Raw genomic sequence first — 14094 nt, forward strand, 5'->3', positions numbered from 1 at the left:
AGGGCACTAAGTCTCCTTCACAGCAACCATGCCTCCTCAGACAAATATTCGGCATGCTCCCACCATAATCCCGTCTCGGAATGATAGATGGACGCATTGTCCAGCACGCAGAATTGATCCCCCCGCAACGCAGTCTGGTGAAAGGACGCATGGCCGGCCTCGACCAGCAGCGCGCGCGCCTTGGCGGGCACCTGGACAATATAGACCTGCAATGCCCGTGCCAGCTTGCCGGAGGGGATATTCTCAAAGGCCAGTTGCCGGATCGCTTCGACCGCCGCCGCATCGCCGGGAATGATGACCGGTACCATGGTGGTTTCGATCATGCGGAAATCCTCGGCCATGCTGCGGAAGGGGAAATCCGTGCCGCTACGACCAAGGATCATCTGATCGACCATCGGCTGCCCCAGCCGCGCGGACCCGGCCTGCCAATAGACATGTTCGAACCAGTCGCGAATCGCGGCGGGGGACAGGAGGTCGTCATGCCGTCCGGCGATGCTGCGCATCGCTTCGGCGAGCTTTCGAACCTCATTTGGCATCGGACGACCCGGGGCCGAGAAAACTGTCAGCGTGCTGTCCTCGACCGGCCATTCGCCGTTTCGGGACACCCTGCCTGCGGCCTGTACGCAGCTATCCAGCCCCGCCTCGGCCCGCCAGCCCTTGGGAAACGACAGATCCACGCCTGCCTCGATCAGGCTGGTCGCGATCAGGCGGCAGGGCGCATCGGATTTCAGGCGCGCACGGATGTCCTCCAGAATAGCCCGCCGATGCACAGGATATTGCCGCGTGGTCAGATGGACCAGCCCCTCGAGTTCCTCGGCCTTGGCCGCATTGAACAGTTCCAATGCATGGGCACGGCTGTTGACGATGACCATCCCTTGCGGCGTATCGCGCAATGCCTCAATGAGGGCGTTGTCGTCCATCTCGCCGCCCTGCACGATGCGGGCGCGGCGCAATTCGCGGGCGAGCCGCACCGGATCGGGCGCCAGTTCACGGCCCTCCAGCGGCAAGCCGCCCTGCTTCAGCTGGCGGCTGTCGAACGCAGGTTGCGTCGCCGTGCAAAGCACCACCGAACAGCCGTAATGCGCGCAGAGCGTGTCGATCATCCGCAGCGCGGGCATCAGCAGCTTGCGCGGCAGGGCCTGCGCCTCGTCCAGCACGATCACCGAACCGGCGATATTGTGCAACTTGCGGCAGCGCGAAGGACGCGCCGCGAAAAGGCTTTCGAAGAACTGCACATTGGTCGTGACGACCAGAGGCGCGGCCCAGTCCTCCATGGCAAGGCGCAGCTTGTCCTTGCGCTCCGGGTCGGTCCTTTCGTCGTCGATGGCCGAATGATGCTCCAACACCGCATCGCCGAAAAGGCCGCGGAAAATGGCCGCGGTCTGGTCGATGATCGAGGTATAGGGGATCGCGAAGATAACCCTGCGATGCCCATAACGTGCCGCGTGGTCCAGTGCAAAGCCCAGTGAAGCCAGCGTCTTGCCGCCGCCGGTGGGCACGGTCAGCGTGAAAAGCCCCGGCGTCATCGCCGCAGCCTGCTGGACATGGATCAGGATCTCGGCGCGCAGGCGGTTGATGCGGCCATTCTGGCGAAATCCCGCCATATGCGCATCGAAGGCGTCTCTCCATTCCGGCAACAGATCGGCCAGGGCCGGCCAGTCGCGATCCGGCCGCGTACCGTTCAGTCCGGCATAGAATGCCTCGGTGTCACGGAAATCCGCGTCAACCAGACAGGAAAACACCATGCGCGCCGCGACCGACAGGTCGAAGCCGCAAGATGCCGGGCGCATCAGCTTAGCCAGTTCCCTGGCGACCGGGCCAAAATCTGGGCTGGTCGCGGCCGAGATTTCCGGCGCGATCGGGTCGCGGAAGGTCTCAAGCCGGCGCTCCATACTGCTGTCGGCGCCATGGCGATCAGGCAACCCGGCGTGATGGCCCAGGATGGCATAGCCGATCACTTCAGAAATTGGTCGCAAACCGGCAGGCGTCCGGGCATGTAGCAGGGCAGCCCCAGCGGTCGAATGATCCACACGCAATTTTTCGCCGGACAGGATGCGATCAAAGGCGGGATCATATTTGCCAAAGTCATGGAAAAGGCCAGCCATATACGCCGCCGCCCGCAACCCGAGGGGTGCAGCTCGCTCGGCAGCCAGAGCAGCCGTATTTTCGAGATGGTCGGCCAGCAATTGCCAATCGCTTCGATCCTCACGAATACCCGTATGCGCATAGTATTTCAAAATCTTCATTCCTCCAGCCGCAGACTATTGACTGGCAATGATTCGAGCAACGAGTATTATCAGCGTTTTGGGCAGAGCTGCTCCAACCCGCAAACCAGTGCTTTCTTAGGATTCGGGCGATCCGAATGGACAAGGTGGAGAATTACGATACCGAGAAATCGAAATCCACCGCGTTTCATAATCCGAAGACCAAACACGATCTTGCCCAGCATCCCAATATCCTGCAGGATCGCCATATTATGTATTGTCGACGGATTCGCCGCTCTTTACGCTATTATCAGTCCGCTCTCGCTCGTTTGCAACAGTCACCCTCGCAGGTCGCTTCGTTATGGACGAACGGTGGCGCTCACGAGATACGCAGATGCGATGCCGTGAGGCGCCCACCACACATCGAATCAATATCGCCCATAGCGGCACGCCTAGGCATGTTCGCGGTATTTTCCCGGACGTCCTCCAGCCCGATGGCGGGGGTGGAAGCAGCGGCCAAGACGCCCAGCATCCCCACGGTCCACGCAATCATGGCAGCGATTTTCATGGATATCCCCAAAAAACATTCCCGCAGTTCCAGTTCACGGGCCTCAACGCCCCTCAGCATCTCGCACGATCTGAACGATATCGCGAGGGTCTGATCCCATCGCTGTCGCAATCTCGACCAGTTCCACAACCTCGATCCGCCGCTCGCCATTCTCGTATTTTGCCACGAAGGACTGCGGCCGCTTCAGGCGCTCTGCCAGCTCGGTCTGCGTCAGCCCTGCATCCAAGCGGGCCTGCTTGAGGGCAACCATCAAGGCCAGATGACCAGGGCTGCGCAGGGTTCGGCCCATCCTTGAACTCCAGATAAATCCGGAATTCGGATAGTGGTACTTGAACGATATCCCATTTTGGGTTATTCCGTGCCGGACGTGTTTGCATCTTTATTTTCAGGACCAACCGATGCCCCAACAATGTCCGCATTGCATGACCGAGATTCACGCCGAAGCCTCCACCTGCCCAGCCTGCGGGGCGATCCGCGGGGTGTGGGGCCGCTCGGTCGAAAGCTGGCGCCAGGCATCGACCTTCATGCTCGGCGTGGCCGCATTCTTTGCCCTGGCCGGCATAGCTTTCGGCACCTGGGTGGCGTCGGATTACTCGACGACCTGGTTCGACGGAATGATCGCCTTCCTGTTCCTGTCGCCCTTCATGCTGTTCGCCGGCGGTGTCGGCCTGTTCCTGCGCTATGTGATCCCCCGGATGCAGGAGGGCTGGTATCGATGAGAGCCGCGAAGCGGAAGCCGACCGCCGGGCCGAAGCGCACCTCGATCTGCCTCAGCGCCGAGGCGCACAGGTCCCTGCGGATCGAGGCGCTGCGGCGCGACATCACCATGAGCCAGTTGGTCACGCTGGCGCTGGCCGATGCCGGCATCGACATTCCCCCGGAGGATCTGGAAGCATGAAACACCTGTTTACCGCCGCGCTGATCGGCCTCGCCAGCCCTGCCATCGCCGCCGGCTGGTATTTCGAGGCCTCCGTCGAGGGCGGCGCCGAATACTGGACCTTCACCAACGAGACCGGTGAGGTCAGCCCGCGCCGGGTGCGCGGCAACGAGATCTGGATCACCCGCACCGATCAGATGAACGAACTCGACGCCAACGGCACCTGCGACTTCAACAACTGCCGCGTCAGCGTGACGCTGGACGGCCGCGGCGCCGAAGCAGGTGATCGCGTCAGCATCCGGTTCTCGAATGGCGAGAAGCTGGATTTCGTGGCTGCCGACGGCGATATCCTGCTGAGCAATTTCGACATGGCCGGGATGGGCGCGACCAACCTCTTCGTCCACAACGTCCGGCGGGCGGAATGGGTCGAGATCGGCTTCGGCGGCAAGCGCCACCGCTTCAGCCTCGCCGGGTCGGCGGCGGCGCTGGACGCGATCCGGCCATGGATGACAGGAGACAAATAATGCCCCCGCAACCGTTCAAAGGCGCACTGCCTGCATCGATCTTCCAGCCGGATGAGGTCAAGGCACGCAACTGGTGGGCCACGCTGGCCGAGCCGGAACAGGAAGAGCGCATCTACGACCTGACCCAAGTACTGGAATTCTACGGCATCGACGTGCCCGACAGCGATGAGCGCTGGATGATGGCCTGCTGGGAAAACGAATTCGCCTGACCCCGTCCCTACGGCCCGTCGTGATGCGAGCGGGCCGGGGTCAGGCTGCGCGCAAACCGCATGCTGACCGCCCCCGCGAGGCTGGGGCGGAATGCGGTTTGCGGCCGCCCATCGGGTGGCACCCTTCAAGCTGCCATCGACCAGAAGTCCCATATTTCCAACCCGGCTGGCTTTGCTCGCTCTGCACCGTTGGTTGTCATGCACAAGCCCGAAGACATGCCGTGTGCCTTCCGACAACTGGACACAGTGAAGTCAGCCCGACAGCGGATAGAAATAGCAGCTCTCAAAATAACCTTGCAAATCGGGAACAAAATTCCATAATTGCAAGGATGCTGATTGAGCGCCGCATCACCGACACCGTGAAGTCCCTGCTGGACGACAGCCCCGCCGTTGCCCTGCTGGGGCCGCGCCAGGTGGGCAAGACCACGCTGGCACAAGAGTTGGGGGAAGAGCGGCCTTCGCTCTATCTCGATCTCGAATCCAGCGCCGACCGGGCCAGACTCTCGGACCCCGAACTCTACCTGTCGGCGCATGAGGACAAGCTGGTCATCCTCGATGAGGTCCAGCGGGTGCCGGACCTGTTCCAGAACCTGCGCGGCCTGATCGACCGGGGGCGGCGCAAGGGGCTGCGGACGGGGCGGTTCCTGCTGCTTGGGTCGGCCTCCATCGACCTGCTGCGGCAATCCGGCGAGACGCTGGCCGGGCGTATCGCCTATGCCGAACTCGCCCCTCTCGACGCGCTGGAGGTTCCCGCCGCCGACCTGGACCGGCTCTGGCTGCGCGGCGGCTTTCCCGACAGCTTCCTCGCCAAGGGCGATCAGGCCAGCCTGCGCTGGCGGCGCGACTTCATCCGCACCTATCTGGAGCGCGACATTCCCGCACTCGGCCCCCGCATCGCGGCCGAGACGCTACGCCGCTTCTGGACCATGCTGGCGCATCGGCAATCCGGCCTGTCGAACGCCGCCGAGCTCGCCCGCGCGCTCGGGGTCGATGCCAAGACCGTCGCCTCTTATCTCGACCTGCTGGTCGACCTGATGCTGGTGCGCCGCCTGGAGCCCTGGCACGCGAATATCGGCAAGCGGCTGGTGAAATCCCCCCGCATCTATGTGCGCGACACCGGCATCCTGCACGCCCTTCTGGGGCTGACGACGCTGGACGACGTTCTCGGCCACCCCGTCGCGGGCGCCAGTTGGGAAGGTCTGATCATCGAGACCGCCCATGCCCTGATGCCGGATGGGACGCAAGCGCAGTTCTACCGCAGCGGTGCGGGGGCCGAGGTCGATCTGGTGCTGACGCTGCCCGGCGGCGCGGTCTGGGCCGTCGAGGTCAAGCGCAACCTTGCGCCGAAGGTCGAGCGCGGCTTTCACTCGGCCTGCGAAGACCTCCAACCTGTGCGGCGGATCGTGGTCTATCCGGGGGACGAGGCTTTCCCGTTGCCGAACGGCATCGAGGTCATGTCGCTGCACCAGTTCGGGCAGGATCTGCTGGCGCTTCATCTGTAGGCGATATGGCCGCCCATTGGGCGGTATTGGGGGGCGATCTTCTTCCTGGGCGAAGGAAGCTGGGTACCGGGGCGCAGCGCCTGGTCCGACATTTTGCGGGGGGTGCTTTGCACCGGGCACCGCAAAATAATAGTCAGTCACTAATATTTGGCGAAATCGCGAAAAGCTGCCCATCTTGGCCTGTGGACCATCCCGCGTTGCGGCACGCCTCTGCCTCGGTCAAATGCCGCCGGATAGGTCGTCCAGAAAGGCCTGCTCGTCAGGCATACGGCGGAAGCCGGCGGTCCGGACATGCGCCTGAAGGGCTGCAATTGGCCCGCCGGAGTCGAGCAAAGCCAGCCGGTCGTAGAACCGGCGCTCTTCCGGCCCCATCGCACGCAGGTCAGCAGCCGTCGCCAGCGTGTAAAGCCGGCGACAAGCGCGGGCGTCGAGACTTGTCGCCTTGCTCCTGCCGGCTGCGAGCCGGGTCAGGACCGGATATTCGCTGAGCCGATAGGTCATCGCCAAGCCCTCCATGCCCACAGGCGCATATGCCAATATTGCAATCCGTTCATCGACACCTGCGCCGCTACAAATGCCGCTCGGCATCCTGCGCGCCGTGCAGGATGCGGACGATCTCCAGCGTATCGCCCAGATCCCGGAAGAAGATGGCATGCGATCCGCTCAGGCATTTCAGATAGCCCGGCCGAACGTCAACTTTCCTGCCGCGCCTTTCACCCGATGCCAACGCGCGGCAGGTGTCGCGCAGCTCCTGCACATAGCGCCGGGCTTGCGTGAGGCCCCATTCGCGTTCCGTATAGTCCCAGACTTCCTCCAGATCGACCGTGGCCGCGACGGTGAAGGCCAGCGCCTTCATGCGTTGCGACCAGCCATCTTGCGAGCAATGAACTGCTCGAGGTCGAAGCCTTCCGCCCGGCCGGAGTCCTCTCCGGCGATCAGGGCGTCCTGGAGGGCCTTTACCCTAGCCTCGTGCTCCTCCAGAAGCCGCAGCCCCGCCCGCACCACGTCGCTGGCCGAGCCATAGCGACCGCCCTTCACCTGCGCGTCGATGAAGCTGACGAAATGATCGCCAAGCGAAACCGAAGTGTTGCGGGACATGCGGGCCTCCTGTGCGTCGATACCGGATATTACCAAGAAATCGTATCAGCCGCAATTGCCGGCTCTGGGTTGCCGGATGGGCATATTGGCATAAGCGCATGTTGTCATATGCCCCTTTGCGATGAAGCGTCTGGTCGAGAGTCGCGCGGATTCGTCAGCGCTTGCACCGCCCGCACCTGGTCCAGCCGCGCCCTCGCCTCGCCGGTGAAGGATTGCCATGCCGGAGAGGCTTCGATCACCTCCGCCAGGGTCGAGGCCGTGTAAGTCGTGCCGAACGCCTGCTTCGCACCGTGCGCCACATAGGCCACGGTTTCCGGCCATGTCAGCCAGCGTGGACTGGCATCGGCGAGGCGATTGACCCAGCCGGCCAAGCCGCGCAGGAAGCCGGAGAGCCCTCCGAGCAACCCCGGTCCTGCCAGTGGCCGGCGCAAGGCTTCCAACCCGTCGCTGAGCACCGGCGCCAGCGCGAGGGACATCTCGCGGTTGCGATCCGCGTCGTGGTTCGTCCAGCTGCCCATCTGCCCGGGGGTCTCCAGCCGCTCAATCAGCACCGGGTCGGGATCGACCTGCCGGATGGCAGCGATCAGCCCGCCGGTGGCGATGGCATGCACCGTCTCGGCCTCCTGAAGCCGGCTGGCGACCGTGTCCTGCATGACCGCGTCGCGACGGCGCTCTTCCTCATCGGCAAGGCGACGGGCTTCTGCGGCACGTTCGACGGCAATCTCTGCGTCCTTCTGCGCCTTCAGCCGCTCTTGTTCGGCCTTCCACGCCGCGCGGTCCAGACGGCGGCGGCGCGGCCCCGTCCGGGCCTGACCATGCTTCGCGCCGACCGCGGCATGATAGCGGTCCTGCCAGCCGCGCATCGCCTGCTTGTAGCTGCGAGACGGCGAGCCGGACCAGCCGTGATCCTTGTGCCGGGCCTGCTCGCGATGGCCCTCGTGGCAGCGCTTGGCGTCCATGCGCATATTGCCATCTGCACATAGGGGCACGGCCAGCACATGCACATGCGGGTGGGCTTCATCGAGATGCTCGACGATGCTCAGCACCTCGGCCGCGTTGCGCGCGGCATCGGCCTTGGCGAAGGCGATCACGTCTTTGCGCCAGCGCAGATACTCAGCGTGGTCCATGTCCTCGACCGGATCGGGAAAGCTGAACACGCTGCCGATCATCACATGCGTGTCCGAGCGGATGGTCCGCAGTGCCTCCTTGCGATCCGGTTGCTCCTTGCGCAGTTGACGCAGCAGCTTGTTCTGCTCGGCGATGCGCTGTTCGATCAGGGCGACCACCTCCGAGGGCCGGATGCCTTCGAGGATGGAGGGCGGCTGCGGGTTCCCGACATGCGGGCAGGCCCCGGCCAGCCGTTCTGCCTCATGCGAGATCTCGCTGACGGACCGGCTCTTGCTGTTTCCCTTGCGCGAATAGGTCTGCTTGTGCGCGAAGATCGACTTCCCTGAGCGATCAGACATAACGCAATCCCTCGCTGAAGCCTGCGGCGCGCACTTCGCTGCGGGAAACCAGCTCCAGGTCCAGCGCTATGCGGACTTGTCCAACGCTCAGGGTCCGGCACAGGGGATGACGAGATTTGATCCAGTCGGCAGTTATTGCCGCATGCGCCGGAGTGGGCACCTGCGGCGGTTCCGGCTCGTCCTCGATGTAATCGCGCCAGCGGCCCGTCCTGAACCAGTTATCCGAGAAGCAGACCTTTGAGCGCGTATAGCCTGCGGTCTCCAGCGCATAACGCTTTACAGCCGAGAGAAGCTTTTCATGCCCGACCTCCTGCATCGCAGCCTCGACGTGATGCAGGCAGGCCGTTTCGTCGCGACATCGGTCGGCGGGATAGGCCTTCAATATCTCCACAGATTCCGCCGCCGCCTCGCGCGCGCACGCGCGCGAAGGTGGTTTATGGATGGTTTCAGGATGGTTTGGGGTCCGCTGTGGACGGGGTACCGGGTCCACAGCGGACCCCGTTCCGGGTTCACGGAAGACCCCGTCCTCTGTGGACCCCGTCTCATCATCGGGTTCGGCAATGCCCTCCAGGGTGCGGACGGCGGCAAGGGAAATGCGATAGACGACGGTGAAACCGTTCTTGCAGGCGCGGCGGCCGGTCTCGATCAGGATGCCTTCGTTCAGGAACTCGTTGATCGTGCGTTTGACGGTGGTTTCGCCGAGCTCGGTGTGGCGCTGGATCGTTCCCTTGGAACACCAGATGCCAGACCCGTCATCGCTGGCCTTGTCGGCCAGAAACATGATGATCTGCTTTCGTACCGGACTGCCGAAGCGCCGCCCGGCGCAAAGATTCGCAACCTTCCAGCTCATGCCGCACCTCCCCACGGGGTTGCGTGGCGAGGCGCTGTAACATAATCTTTGGACAGAAGACCTTTGACAGTGCCGTCGGATGGAGTGCCAGCTCCTCCGGCGGTTTTCTTTTGCACAGAGGTCAAGCCGCAAAACTGCGGGACACCCGCGTCATCAATTGTAGCGCCCCTGATCACCCAGATCGTCGCTTCGTGGCTCATACCGACACCCCATCACAGACAGGGTTGCGGCCAGCTGCATCGGCCGGGCCGTTTACGGTCAAAGCGTAAGCCGTTGATTCATGGCCGTGAACAAGGCAGATACGTTTACAGGGATTGCCTTTGCTTTCAGCAACCGGGGCAGGATTGCAAATCCGTGAAGACCGGTTCGATTCCGGTACCCGCCTCCAAGTCTTTTCAAGCTCTTGCGTTTTTCTTGCTGCTGCAAGCGCCACCTTCCGCCATTGCGGAAAGGTGCCCCCTCCGCAGCCGCGAACGCGCCTTCTTTCAGCCAAGCGCCCAGGGACCGGGACGGAAAAAGGCGGGCCTGGGCCGGAGGAATGGAACATTCGCAGGCGCCGGACGGGCGGGCGCGTGCCTGCATGCTGCCGACCTCGCCGCAAGCGGCAGGGGGGCAGGGCGGGCGCACGGACGGCTTGGGGGAGGCCGTGCGCCCGCGCCGCGGTCAGAGCCGGCAGATCTCGGACCGCACCAGGAAGCGCCGCTCGCGCCCGTTGTCCAGGCTGAACATGCCGCCGCGGCCGGGCACCACGTCGATGACCAGGCGGGTGTGCTTCCAGGTTTCGTATTGGCTGGCCGAGATATAGAACGGCATGCCGCCGATCTCGCCCAGCTTCACGTCATGCTGGCCGATGCGGAAATCGCCCTGCGGATAGCACATGGGCGAAGACCCGTCGCAGCAGCCCCCGGACTGGTGGAACAGCACCGGCCCGTGATCGGCGACGATCTCGGCCAGAAGCGCCAGCGCGGCCGGGGTGGCATCGACCTGGTCCAGCACCTCGGGATTGGCGACGGGTTCCATGTTCAGCCCGCCATGTCCAGCACCATGCGGCCCTCGATCTGGCCCTTGTGCATCTGCCCGAAGATATCGTTGATATCCTCGAGCTTGGCGCGATGCACGGTCGCCTTGACCTTGCCCTCGCCGGCGAAATCCAGCGATTCCTGCAAGTCCAGCCGGGTGCCGACGATCGAGCCGCGCACGGTGATGCCGTTCAGCACCATGCCGAAGATGTCCAGCGGAAAGTCGCCCGGCGGCAGGCCGTTCAGCGCCACGGTGCCGCCGCGGGCGACCATGCCGATGGCCTGCTCGAACGCCTTGCGGCCCACGGCGGTGACCAGCACGCCCTGTGCGCCGCCGTCGGTCTGGCGCTTGATCGCGGCGGCCGGGTCGGGGTCGGTCGCGGCATTGACCGTCACCGTCGCGCCCAGCTTGCGAGCCAGCGCGAGCTTTTCGTCGTCGATGTCCACGGCGGCCACGTTCATCCCCATGGCCTTGGCATATTGCACCGCCATGTGGCCCAGCCCGCCGATGCCCGAGATCACCACCCAGTCGCCGGGCTTGGTATCGGTGACCTTCAGCCCCTTGTAGACCGTGACGCCCGCGCAAAGCACCGGGGCGATCTCGACGAAATCGACGTTCTTCGGCAGGTGGCCGACATAGTTCGGATCGGCCACGACATATTCGGCAAAGCCGCCGTTCACCGAATAGCCGGTGTTGAGCTGGCTTTCGCACAGCGTCTCCCAGCCGCCCAGGCAATGGCGGCAATGGCCGCAGGCGGTGTAGAGCCAGGGCACGCCGACGCGGTCGCCCTCCTTGACGTGCTTGACCCCGGCGCCCACGGCCGAGACGAAGCCAACGCCCTCGTGCCCCGGAATGAAGGGCGGGTTCGGCTTGACCGGCCAGTCGCCCTCGGCGGCGTGCAGGTCGGTGTGGCAGACGCCGGATGCCTGGATCTTCACCTGGATCATGCCGGGTCCGGGTTCGGGAACCGGCACCTCGTCGATGGTCAGCGGCTTGCCGAATGCGCGCACGACGGCGGCTTTCATGGTCTTGGCCATGAGAGGGAACTCCTTGCAGTTGCTCTTGGGGGAGGAAAGGGGAGGGGAAGGAAAGGGGTGTGCCGGGCGCGGGGTGACTCGCGCCCGGCCATTCCCTCAGAAGAAGCCCAGCTTCTTGGGGGAATAGCTGACCAGCATGTTCTTGGTCTGCTGATAGTGGTCCAGCATCATCTTGTGCGTCTCGCGCCCGATGCCCGACTGCTTGTAGCCGCCGAAGGCCGCATGGGCCGGATAGGCGTGGTAGCAGTTGGTCCAGACCCGGCCGGCCTTGATGCCGCGGCCCATCCGGTAGCAGGTGTTGGCGTCGCGCGACCACACCCCGGCGCCCAGGCCGTAAAGCGTGTCGTTGGCGATCTCCAGCGCCTCGGCCTCGTCCTTGAAGGTCGTGACCGAGACCACGGGGCCGAAGATTTCCTCCTGGAAGATGCGCATCTTGTTGTGGCCGCGGAAGATCGTCGGCTCGATGTAATAGCCGCCCGACAGCTCGCCGCCCAGGTCGGCCGCCTTGCCGCCGGTCAGAACCTCGGCGCCTTCCTTCCTGCCGATGTCGAGATAGCTGAGGATCTTTTCCTTCTGCTCGCTCGACGCCTGGGCGCCGATCATGGTGTCGCTTTCGCGCGGGTCGCCCTGCTTGATCGCCTGCACGCGCTGCACGGCGCGTTCCATGAAGCGGTCATAGATCGATTCCTGGATCAGCACGCGCGATGGGCAGGTGCAGACCTCGCCCTGGTTCAGCGCGAACATGGCAAAGCCTTCCAGCGCCTTGTCGAAGAAATCGTCATCCTCGCGCGCGACGTCGGCAAAGAAGATGTTCGGCGACTTGCCGCCCAGCTCCAGCGTCACCGGGATCAGGTTCTCGCTGGCATATTGCATGATGAGGCGGCCGGTCGTCGTCTCGCCGGTGAAGGCGATCTTCGAGATGCGGTTGCTGGAGGCCAGGGGCTTGCCGGCCTCGAGCCCGAAGCCGTTGACGATGTTCAGCACGCCCGGCGGCAGCAGGTCGCCGATCAGGTTGGCCCAGACCATGATGCCGGCCGGGGTCTGCTCGGCCGGTTTCAGCACCACGCAATTGCCGGCGGCAATCGCGGGCGCCAGCTTCCAGCAGGCCATCAGCAGCGGGAAGTTCCAGGGGATGATCTGGCCCACCACGCCCAGCGGCTCGTGGAAGTGATAGGCGACGGTGTCGTTGTCGATCTGGCTGATCGAGCCTTCCTGCGCGCGCAGCACGCCGGCGAAATAGCGGAAATGGTCGATGGCCAGCGGCAGGTCGGCGGCCATGGTCTCGCGGATCGGCTTGCCGTTGTCCCAGGTCTCGGCGGTGGCCAGCAGCTCCAGGTTCCGCTCCATCCGGTCGGCGATCTTCAGCATGATGTTGGCGCGCTCGGCCGGGCTGGTCGCGCCCCATTTGTCCTTGGCGGCATGGGCGGCGTCCAGCGCCAGTTCGATGTCGCCGGCCTCCGAGCGCGCGATCTGGCCGATCTCGGCGCCGGTGATCGGGGTGGTGTTGGTGAAATACTTGCCCGAGACGGGCGCCACCCATTCGCCGCCGATGAAATTGTCATAGCGTTCCTCGAAGGGCAGCGCGTTCACGCCCCGGAAAGGATGCGTCTGATCGTTCGGCATGATGTTCCTCCTGTCAGCCCGGCTCCTCCAGCCGGTTGCACAAGAGCCTGTGCCCTGAGGCCCCCTGGGGTCAACGCGGGGTTTCGCGCCGCGGGGCCGATGTGTTTCAGGGGCGAGACAGTTTGCCGGGATTTTCGTCGATGCCCAGCCGCGCCATGCGGCGGTATAGCGTGGCGCGTCCCACCCCCAGCGCGCGGGCGGCGGCCGAGACATTGCCCTCGGCCCTGGCTAGGGCGCGAATCACGGCGGCGCGTTCGGCGCGCTCGAAGCCGGTCGCCTCGTCCTGCCGGCCCAGCAGGTCCGAGGCCGGGCGCGGGCGCAACTGCCCCTCTTTCTCAAGGCCGAAGGCGCGGCGGGCGGCGCGGTTGGCGCCGATGGCCAGATCGTCCTTGTCCACGGCGAGCAAGAGCGTGCCGTCCTCGGTCCCCACGGCCTCGGGGGTGACGATGCGCGCGCCGGGGAACGAGACGCGAAAGAAGGCGGCTTCGATCGCCCGCGCGCTATGCGCGACCTGCGCCGCGATCAGCGCGTTCAGCCGCTCGGTATGGTCGGCGCGGGCAGAGCTGATGTCCAGCGCCGCGATCAGCCGCCCGTCCGGGCCCCAGATCGGCGCGTCCATGCAGGACAGCCCGGTGTTGCGGGCATAGAAATGCTCGTCGCGGTGGATCGTGACCTGCCGCCCCTCGGCCAGGCAGGTGCCGATGCCGTTGGTGCCCTGCACCTCCTCGGACCAGTCCATGCCGCGCCACAGCCCCCAGCCGCGGAAGGTGGCGGCGTCGCCCTGGCTCACGCGGTGTTCCAGCACGATGCCCTGCGCGTCGGTCAGCAGCAGGTTGCAGCCGGTCGGGCAGACCAGCTGGAACAGCTGGTCCAGCTGCGGCCGGGCGACGGCGATGAAGCGGTCCATGCGCTCGACCCGCTCGGACAGTTCGCGCTCGGTCAGGCGGCGGGGGTCGGGGGGGCGAGTCGGGTCCAGCCCGTGCTTGAGCATCGAGCGGCGCCAGCTTGCCGCCAGCCGGGTGACGGCGCCGGGCGATTGCGACGCCTGGACCACGCGATCTTCGTGGCGGGTTGCGCTGGGCGTTGCCGGGCGGGTCTCGGGCAAGGCGTCCTCCC

18 protein-coding genes are annotated in these 14094 nt (G+C 64.8%); 5 read left to right on the forward strand and 13 right to left on the reverse strand.

Annotation, left to right across the window (positions count from 1 at the left end):
* Positions 1–17: 17 nt before the first annotated feature.
* From cas3 to FE811_RS11280, 4 genes are all read right to left on the reverse strand, one after another.
* Positions 18–2246 carry a CRISPR-associated helicase Cas3' gene (gene cas3 / locus FE811_RS11270; RefSeq protein ID WP_140847655.1) on the reverse strand — a complete coding sequence of 743 codons (2229 nt, stop codon included), beginning with the start codon at positions 2244–2246 and terminating at the stop codon, positions 18–20.
* A 50-nt stretch (positions 2247–2296) separates the two neighbouring features.
* Positions 2297–2449: a hypothetical protein gene (locus tag FE811_RS27435; RefSeq protein WP_166435531.1), complete on the reverse strand. Its 153-nt coding sequence runs from the start codon at positions 2447–2449 to the stop codon at positions 2297–2299.
* A gap of 134 nt (positions 2450–2583) precedes the next feature.
* Positions 2584–2772: a hypothetical protein gene (locus FE811_RS11275; RefSeq protein ID WP_140847657.1), complete on the reverse strand. Its 189-nt coding sequence runs from the start codon at positions 2770–2772 to the stop codon at positions 2584–2586.
* A gap of 43 nt (positions 2773–2815) precedes the next feature.
* Positions 2816–3061: a helix-turn-helix transcriptional regulator gene (locus FE811_RS11280; protein ID WP_116221996.1), complete on the reverse strand. Its 246-nt coding sequence runs from the start codon at positions 3059–3061 to the stop codon at positions 2816–2818.
* Between the two features lie 133 nt (positions 3062–3194).
* On the opposite strand from FE811_RS11280, the gene FE811_RS11285 reads away from it, so the two are divergent.
* From FE811_RS11285 to FE811_RS11305, 5 genes are all read left to right on the forward strand, one after another.
* Complete coding sequence (locus tag FE811_RS11285; protein WP_244295167.1) at positions 3195–3491, forward strand: zinc ribbon domain-containing protein; 297 nt, start codon at positions 3195–3197, stop codon at positions 3489–3491.
* Positions 3488–3670 carry a hypothetical protein gene (locus FE811_RS11290; RefSeq protein ID WP_116221997.1) on the forward strand — a complete coding sequence of 61 codons (183 nt, stop codon included), beginning with the start codon at positions 3488–3490 and terminating at the stop codon, positions 3668–3670. The genes FE811_RS11285 and FE811_RS11290 overlap by 4 nt, the downstream gene beginning before the upstream one ends.
* Positions 3667–4173, forward strand: coding sequence for a hypothetical protein (locus tag FE811_RS11295; RefSeq protein WP_116221998.1), 507 nt, complete (start codon positions 3667–3669; stop codon positions 4171–4173). The genes FE811_RS11290 and FE811_RS11295 overlap by 4 nt, the downstream gene beginning before the upstream one ends.
* Positions 4173–4382, forward strand: coding sequence for a hypothetical protein (locus tag FE811_RS11300; RefSeq protein ID WP_116221999.1), 210 nt, complete (start codon positions 4173–4175; stop codon positions 4380–4382). The genes FE811_RS11295 and FE811_RS11300 overlap by 1 nt, the downstream gene beginning before the upstream one ends.
* Before the next feature lie 329 nt (positions 4383–4711).
* A complete protein-coding gene (locus FE811_RS11305; protein WP_116222000.1) occupies positions 4712–5884 on the forward strand; it encodes an ATP-binding protein in 1173 nt (390 codons plus the stop codon).
* A gap of 219 nt (positions 5885–6103) precedes the next feature.
* Here the strand turns inward: FE811_RS11305 and FE811_RS11310 are convergent, their stop codons facing one another.
* The 9 genes from FE811_RS11310 to FE811_RS11350 all read right to left on the reverse strand — a co-directional run bounded on the left by FE811_RS11310 (position 6104) and on the right by FE811_RS11350 (position 14083).
* Entirely contained in the window at positions 6104–6385 is a 282-nt protein-coding gene (locus FE811_RS11310) for a hypothetical protein (RefSeq protein ID WP_140847660.1), read from the reverse strand.
* 67 nt (positions 6386–6452) lie between these two features.
* Positions 6453–6740, reverse strand: coding sequence for a type II toxin-antitoxin system RelE/ParE family toxin (locus FE811_RS11315; RefSeq protein ID WP_116222002.1), 288 nt, complete (start codon positions 6738–6740; stop codon positions 6453–6455).
* Positions 6737–6982 carry a type II toxin-antitoxin system ParD family antitoxin gene (locus FE811_RS11320; RefSeq protein WP_116222003.1) on the reverse strand — a complete coding sequence of 82 codons (246 nt, stop codon included), beginning with the start codon at positions 6980–6982 and terminating at the stop codon, positions 6737–6739. The genes FE811_RS11315 and FE811_RS11320 overlap by 4 nt, the downstream gene beginning before the upstream one ends.
* A gap of 104 nt (positions 6983–7086) precedes the next feature.
* On the reverse strand, positions 7087–8268 hold the full coding sequence (locus FE811_RS11325; RefSeq protein ID WP_255469711.1) for a plasmid recombination protein: 1182 nt from the start codon (positions 8266–8268) through the stop codon (positions 7087–7089).
* Between the two features lie 172 nt (positions 8269–8440).
* On the reverse strand, positions 8441–9298 hold the full coding sequence (locus FE811_RS11330) for a hypothetical protein (protein WP_116222005.1): 858 nt from the start codon (positions 9296–9298) through the stop codon (positions 8441–8443).
* A 663-nt stretch (positions 9299–9961) separates the two neighbouring features.
* Positions 9962–10318 carry a DUF779 domain-containing protein gene (locus FE811_RS11335; protein ID WP_116222006.1) on the reverse strand — a complete coding sequence of 119 codons (357 nt, stop codon included), beginning with the start codon at positions 10316–10318 and terminating at the stop codon, positions 9962–9964.
* A 2-nt stretch (positions 10319–10320) separates the two neighbouring features.
* A complete protein-coding gene (gene adhP, locus FE811_RS11340; RefSeq protein ID WP_036757073.1) occupies positions 10321–11355 on the reverse strand; it encodes an alcohol dehydrogenase AdhP in 1035 nt (344 codons plus the stop codon).
* A gap of 96 nt (positions 11356–11451) precedes the next feature.
* Positions 11452–12978 carry an aldehyde dehydrogenase gene (adh, locus tag FE811_RS11345; RefSeq protein ID WP_072461760.1) on the reverse strand — a complete coding sequence of 509 codons (1527 nt, stop codon included), beginning with the start codon at positions 12976–12978 and terminating at the stop codon, positions 11452–11454.
* A gap of 106 nt (positions 12979–13084) precedes the next feature.
* Positions 13085–14083, reverse strand: coding sequence for a GAF domain-containing protein (locus tag FE811_RS11350; protein WP_036757076.1), 999 nt, complete (start codon positions 14081–14083; stop codon positions 13085–13087).
* Positions 14084–14094: the final 11 nt, after the last annotated feature.

The sequence above is a fragment of the Paracoccus sp. FO-3 genome (genome assembly GCF_006386455.1).
Lineage (GTDB): Bacteria > Pseudomonadota > Alphaproteobacteria > Rhodobacterales > Rhodobacteraceae > Paracoccus > Paracoccus versutus.

What these genes read in the sequence shown, in the direction of transcription:
- cas3 (WP_140847655.1), bottom strand. Translation starts at nt 2,246, where the DNA reads ATGAAGATTTTGAAATACTATGCGCATACGGGTATTCGTGAGGATCGA.
- FE811_RS27435 (WP_166435531.1), bottom strand. Translation starts at nt 2,449, where the DNA reads ATGCTGGGCAAGATCGTGTTTGGTCTTCGGATTATGAAACGCGGTGGA.
- FE811_RS11275 (WP_140847657.1), bottom strand. Translation starts at nt 2,772, where the DNA reads ATGAAAATCGCTGCCATGATTGCGTGGACCGTGGGGATGCTGGGCGTC.
- FE811_RS11280 (WP_116221996.1), bottom strand. Translation starts at nt 3,061, where the DNA reads ATGGGCCGAACCCTGCGCAGCCCTGGTCATCTGGCCTTGATGGTTGCC.
- FE811_RS11285 (WP_244295167.1), top strand. Translation starts at nt 3,195, where the DNA reads ATGACCGAGATTCACGCCGAAGCCTCCACCTGCCCAGCCTGCGGGGCG.
- FE811_RS11290 (WP_116221997.1), top strand. Translation starts at nt 3,488, where the DNA reads ATGAGAGCCGCGAAGCGGAAGCCGACCGCCGGGCCGAAGCGCACCTCG.
- FE811_RS11295 (WP_116221998.1), top strand. Translation starts at nt 3,667, where the DNA reads ATGAAACACCTGTTTACCGCCGCGCTGATCGGCCTCGCCAGCCCTGCC.
- FE811_RS11300 (WP_116221999.1), top strand. Translation starts at nt 4,173, where the DNA reads ATGCCCCCGCAACCGTTCAAAGGCGCACTGCCTGCATCGATCTTCCAG.
- FE811_RS11305 (WP_116222000.1), top strand. Translation starts at nt 4,712, where the DNA reads ATGCTGATTGAGCGCCGCATCACCGACACCGTGAAGTCCCTGCTGGAC.
- FE811_RS11310 (WP_140847660.1), bottom strand. Translation starts at nt 6,385, where the DNA reads ATGACCTATCGGCTCAGCGAATATCCGGTCCTGACCCGGCTCGCAGCC.
- FE811_RS11315 (WP_116222002.1), bottom strand. Translation starts at nt 6,740, where the DNA reads ATGAAGGCGCTGGCCTTCACCGTCGCGGCCACGGTCGATCTGGAGGAA.
- FE811_RS11320 (WP_116222003.1), bottom strand. Translation starts at nt 6,982, where the DNA reads ATGTCCCGCAACACTTCGGTTTCGCTTGGCGATCATTTCGTCAGCTTC.
- FE811_RS11330 (WP_116222005.1), bottom strand. Translation starts at nt 9,298, where the DNA reads ATGAGCTGGAAGGTTGCGAATCTTTGCGCCGGGCGGCGCTTCGGCAGT.
- FE811_RS11335 (WP_116222006.1), bottom strand. Translation starts at nt 10,318, where the DNA reads ATGGAACCCGTCGCCAATCCCGAGGTGCTGGACCAGGTCGATGCCACC.
- adhP (WP_036757073.1), bottom strand. Translation starts at nt 11,355, where the DNA reads ATGGCCAAGACCATGAAAGCCGCCGTCGTGCGCGCATTCGGCAAGCCG.
- adh (WP_072461760.1), bottom strand. Translation starts at nt 12,978, where the DNA reads ATGCCGAACGATCAGACGCATCCTTTCCGGGGCGTGAACGCGCTGCCC.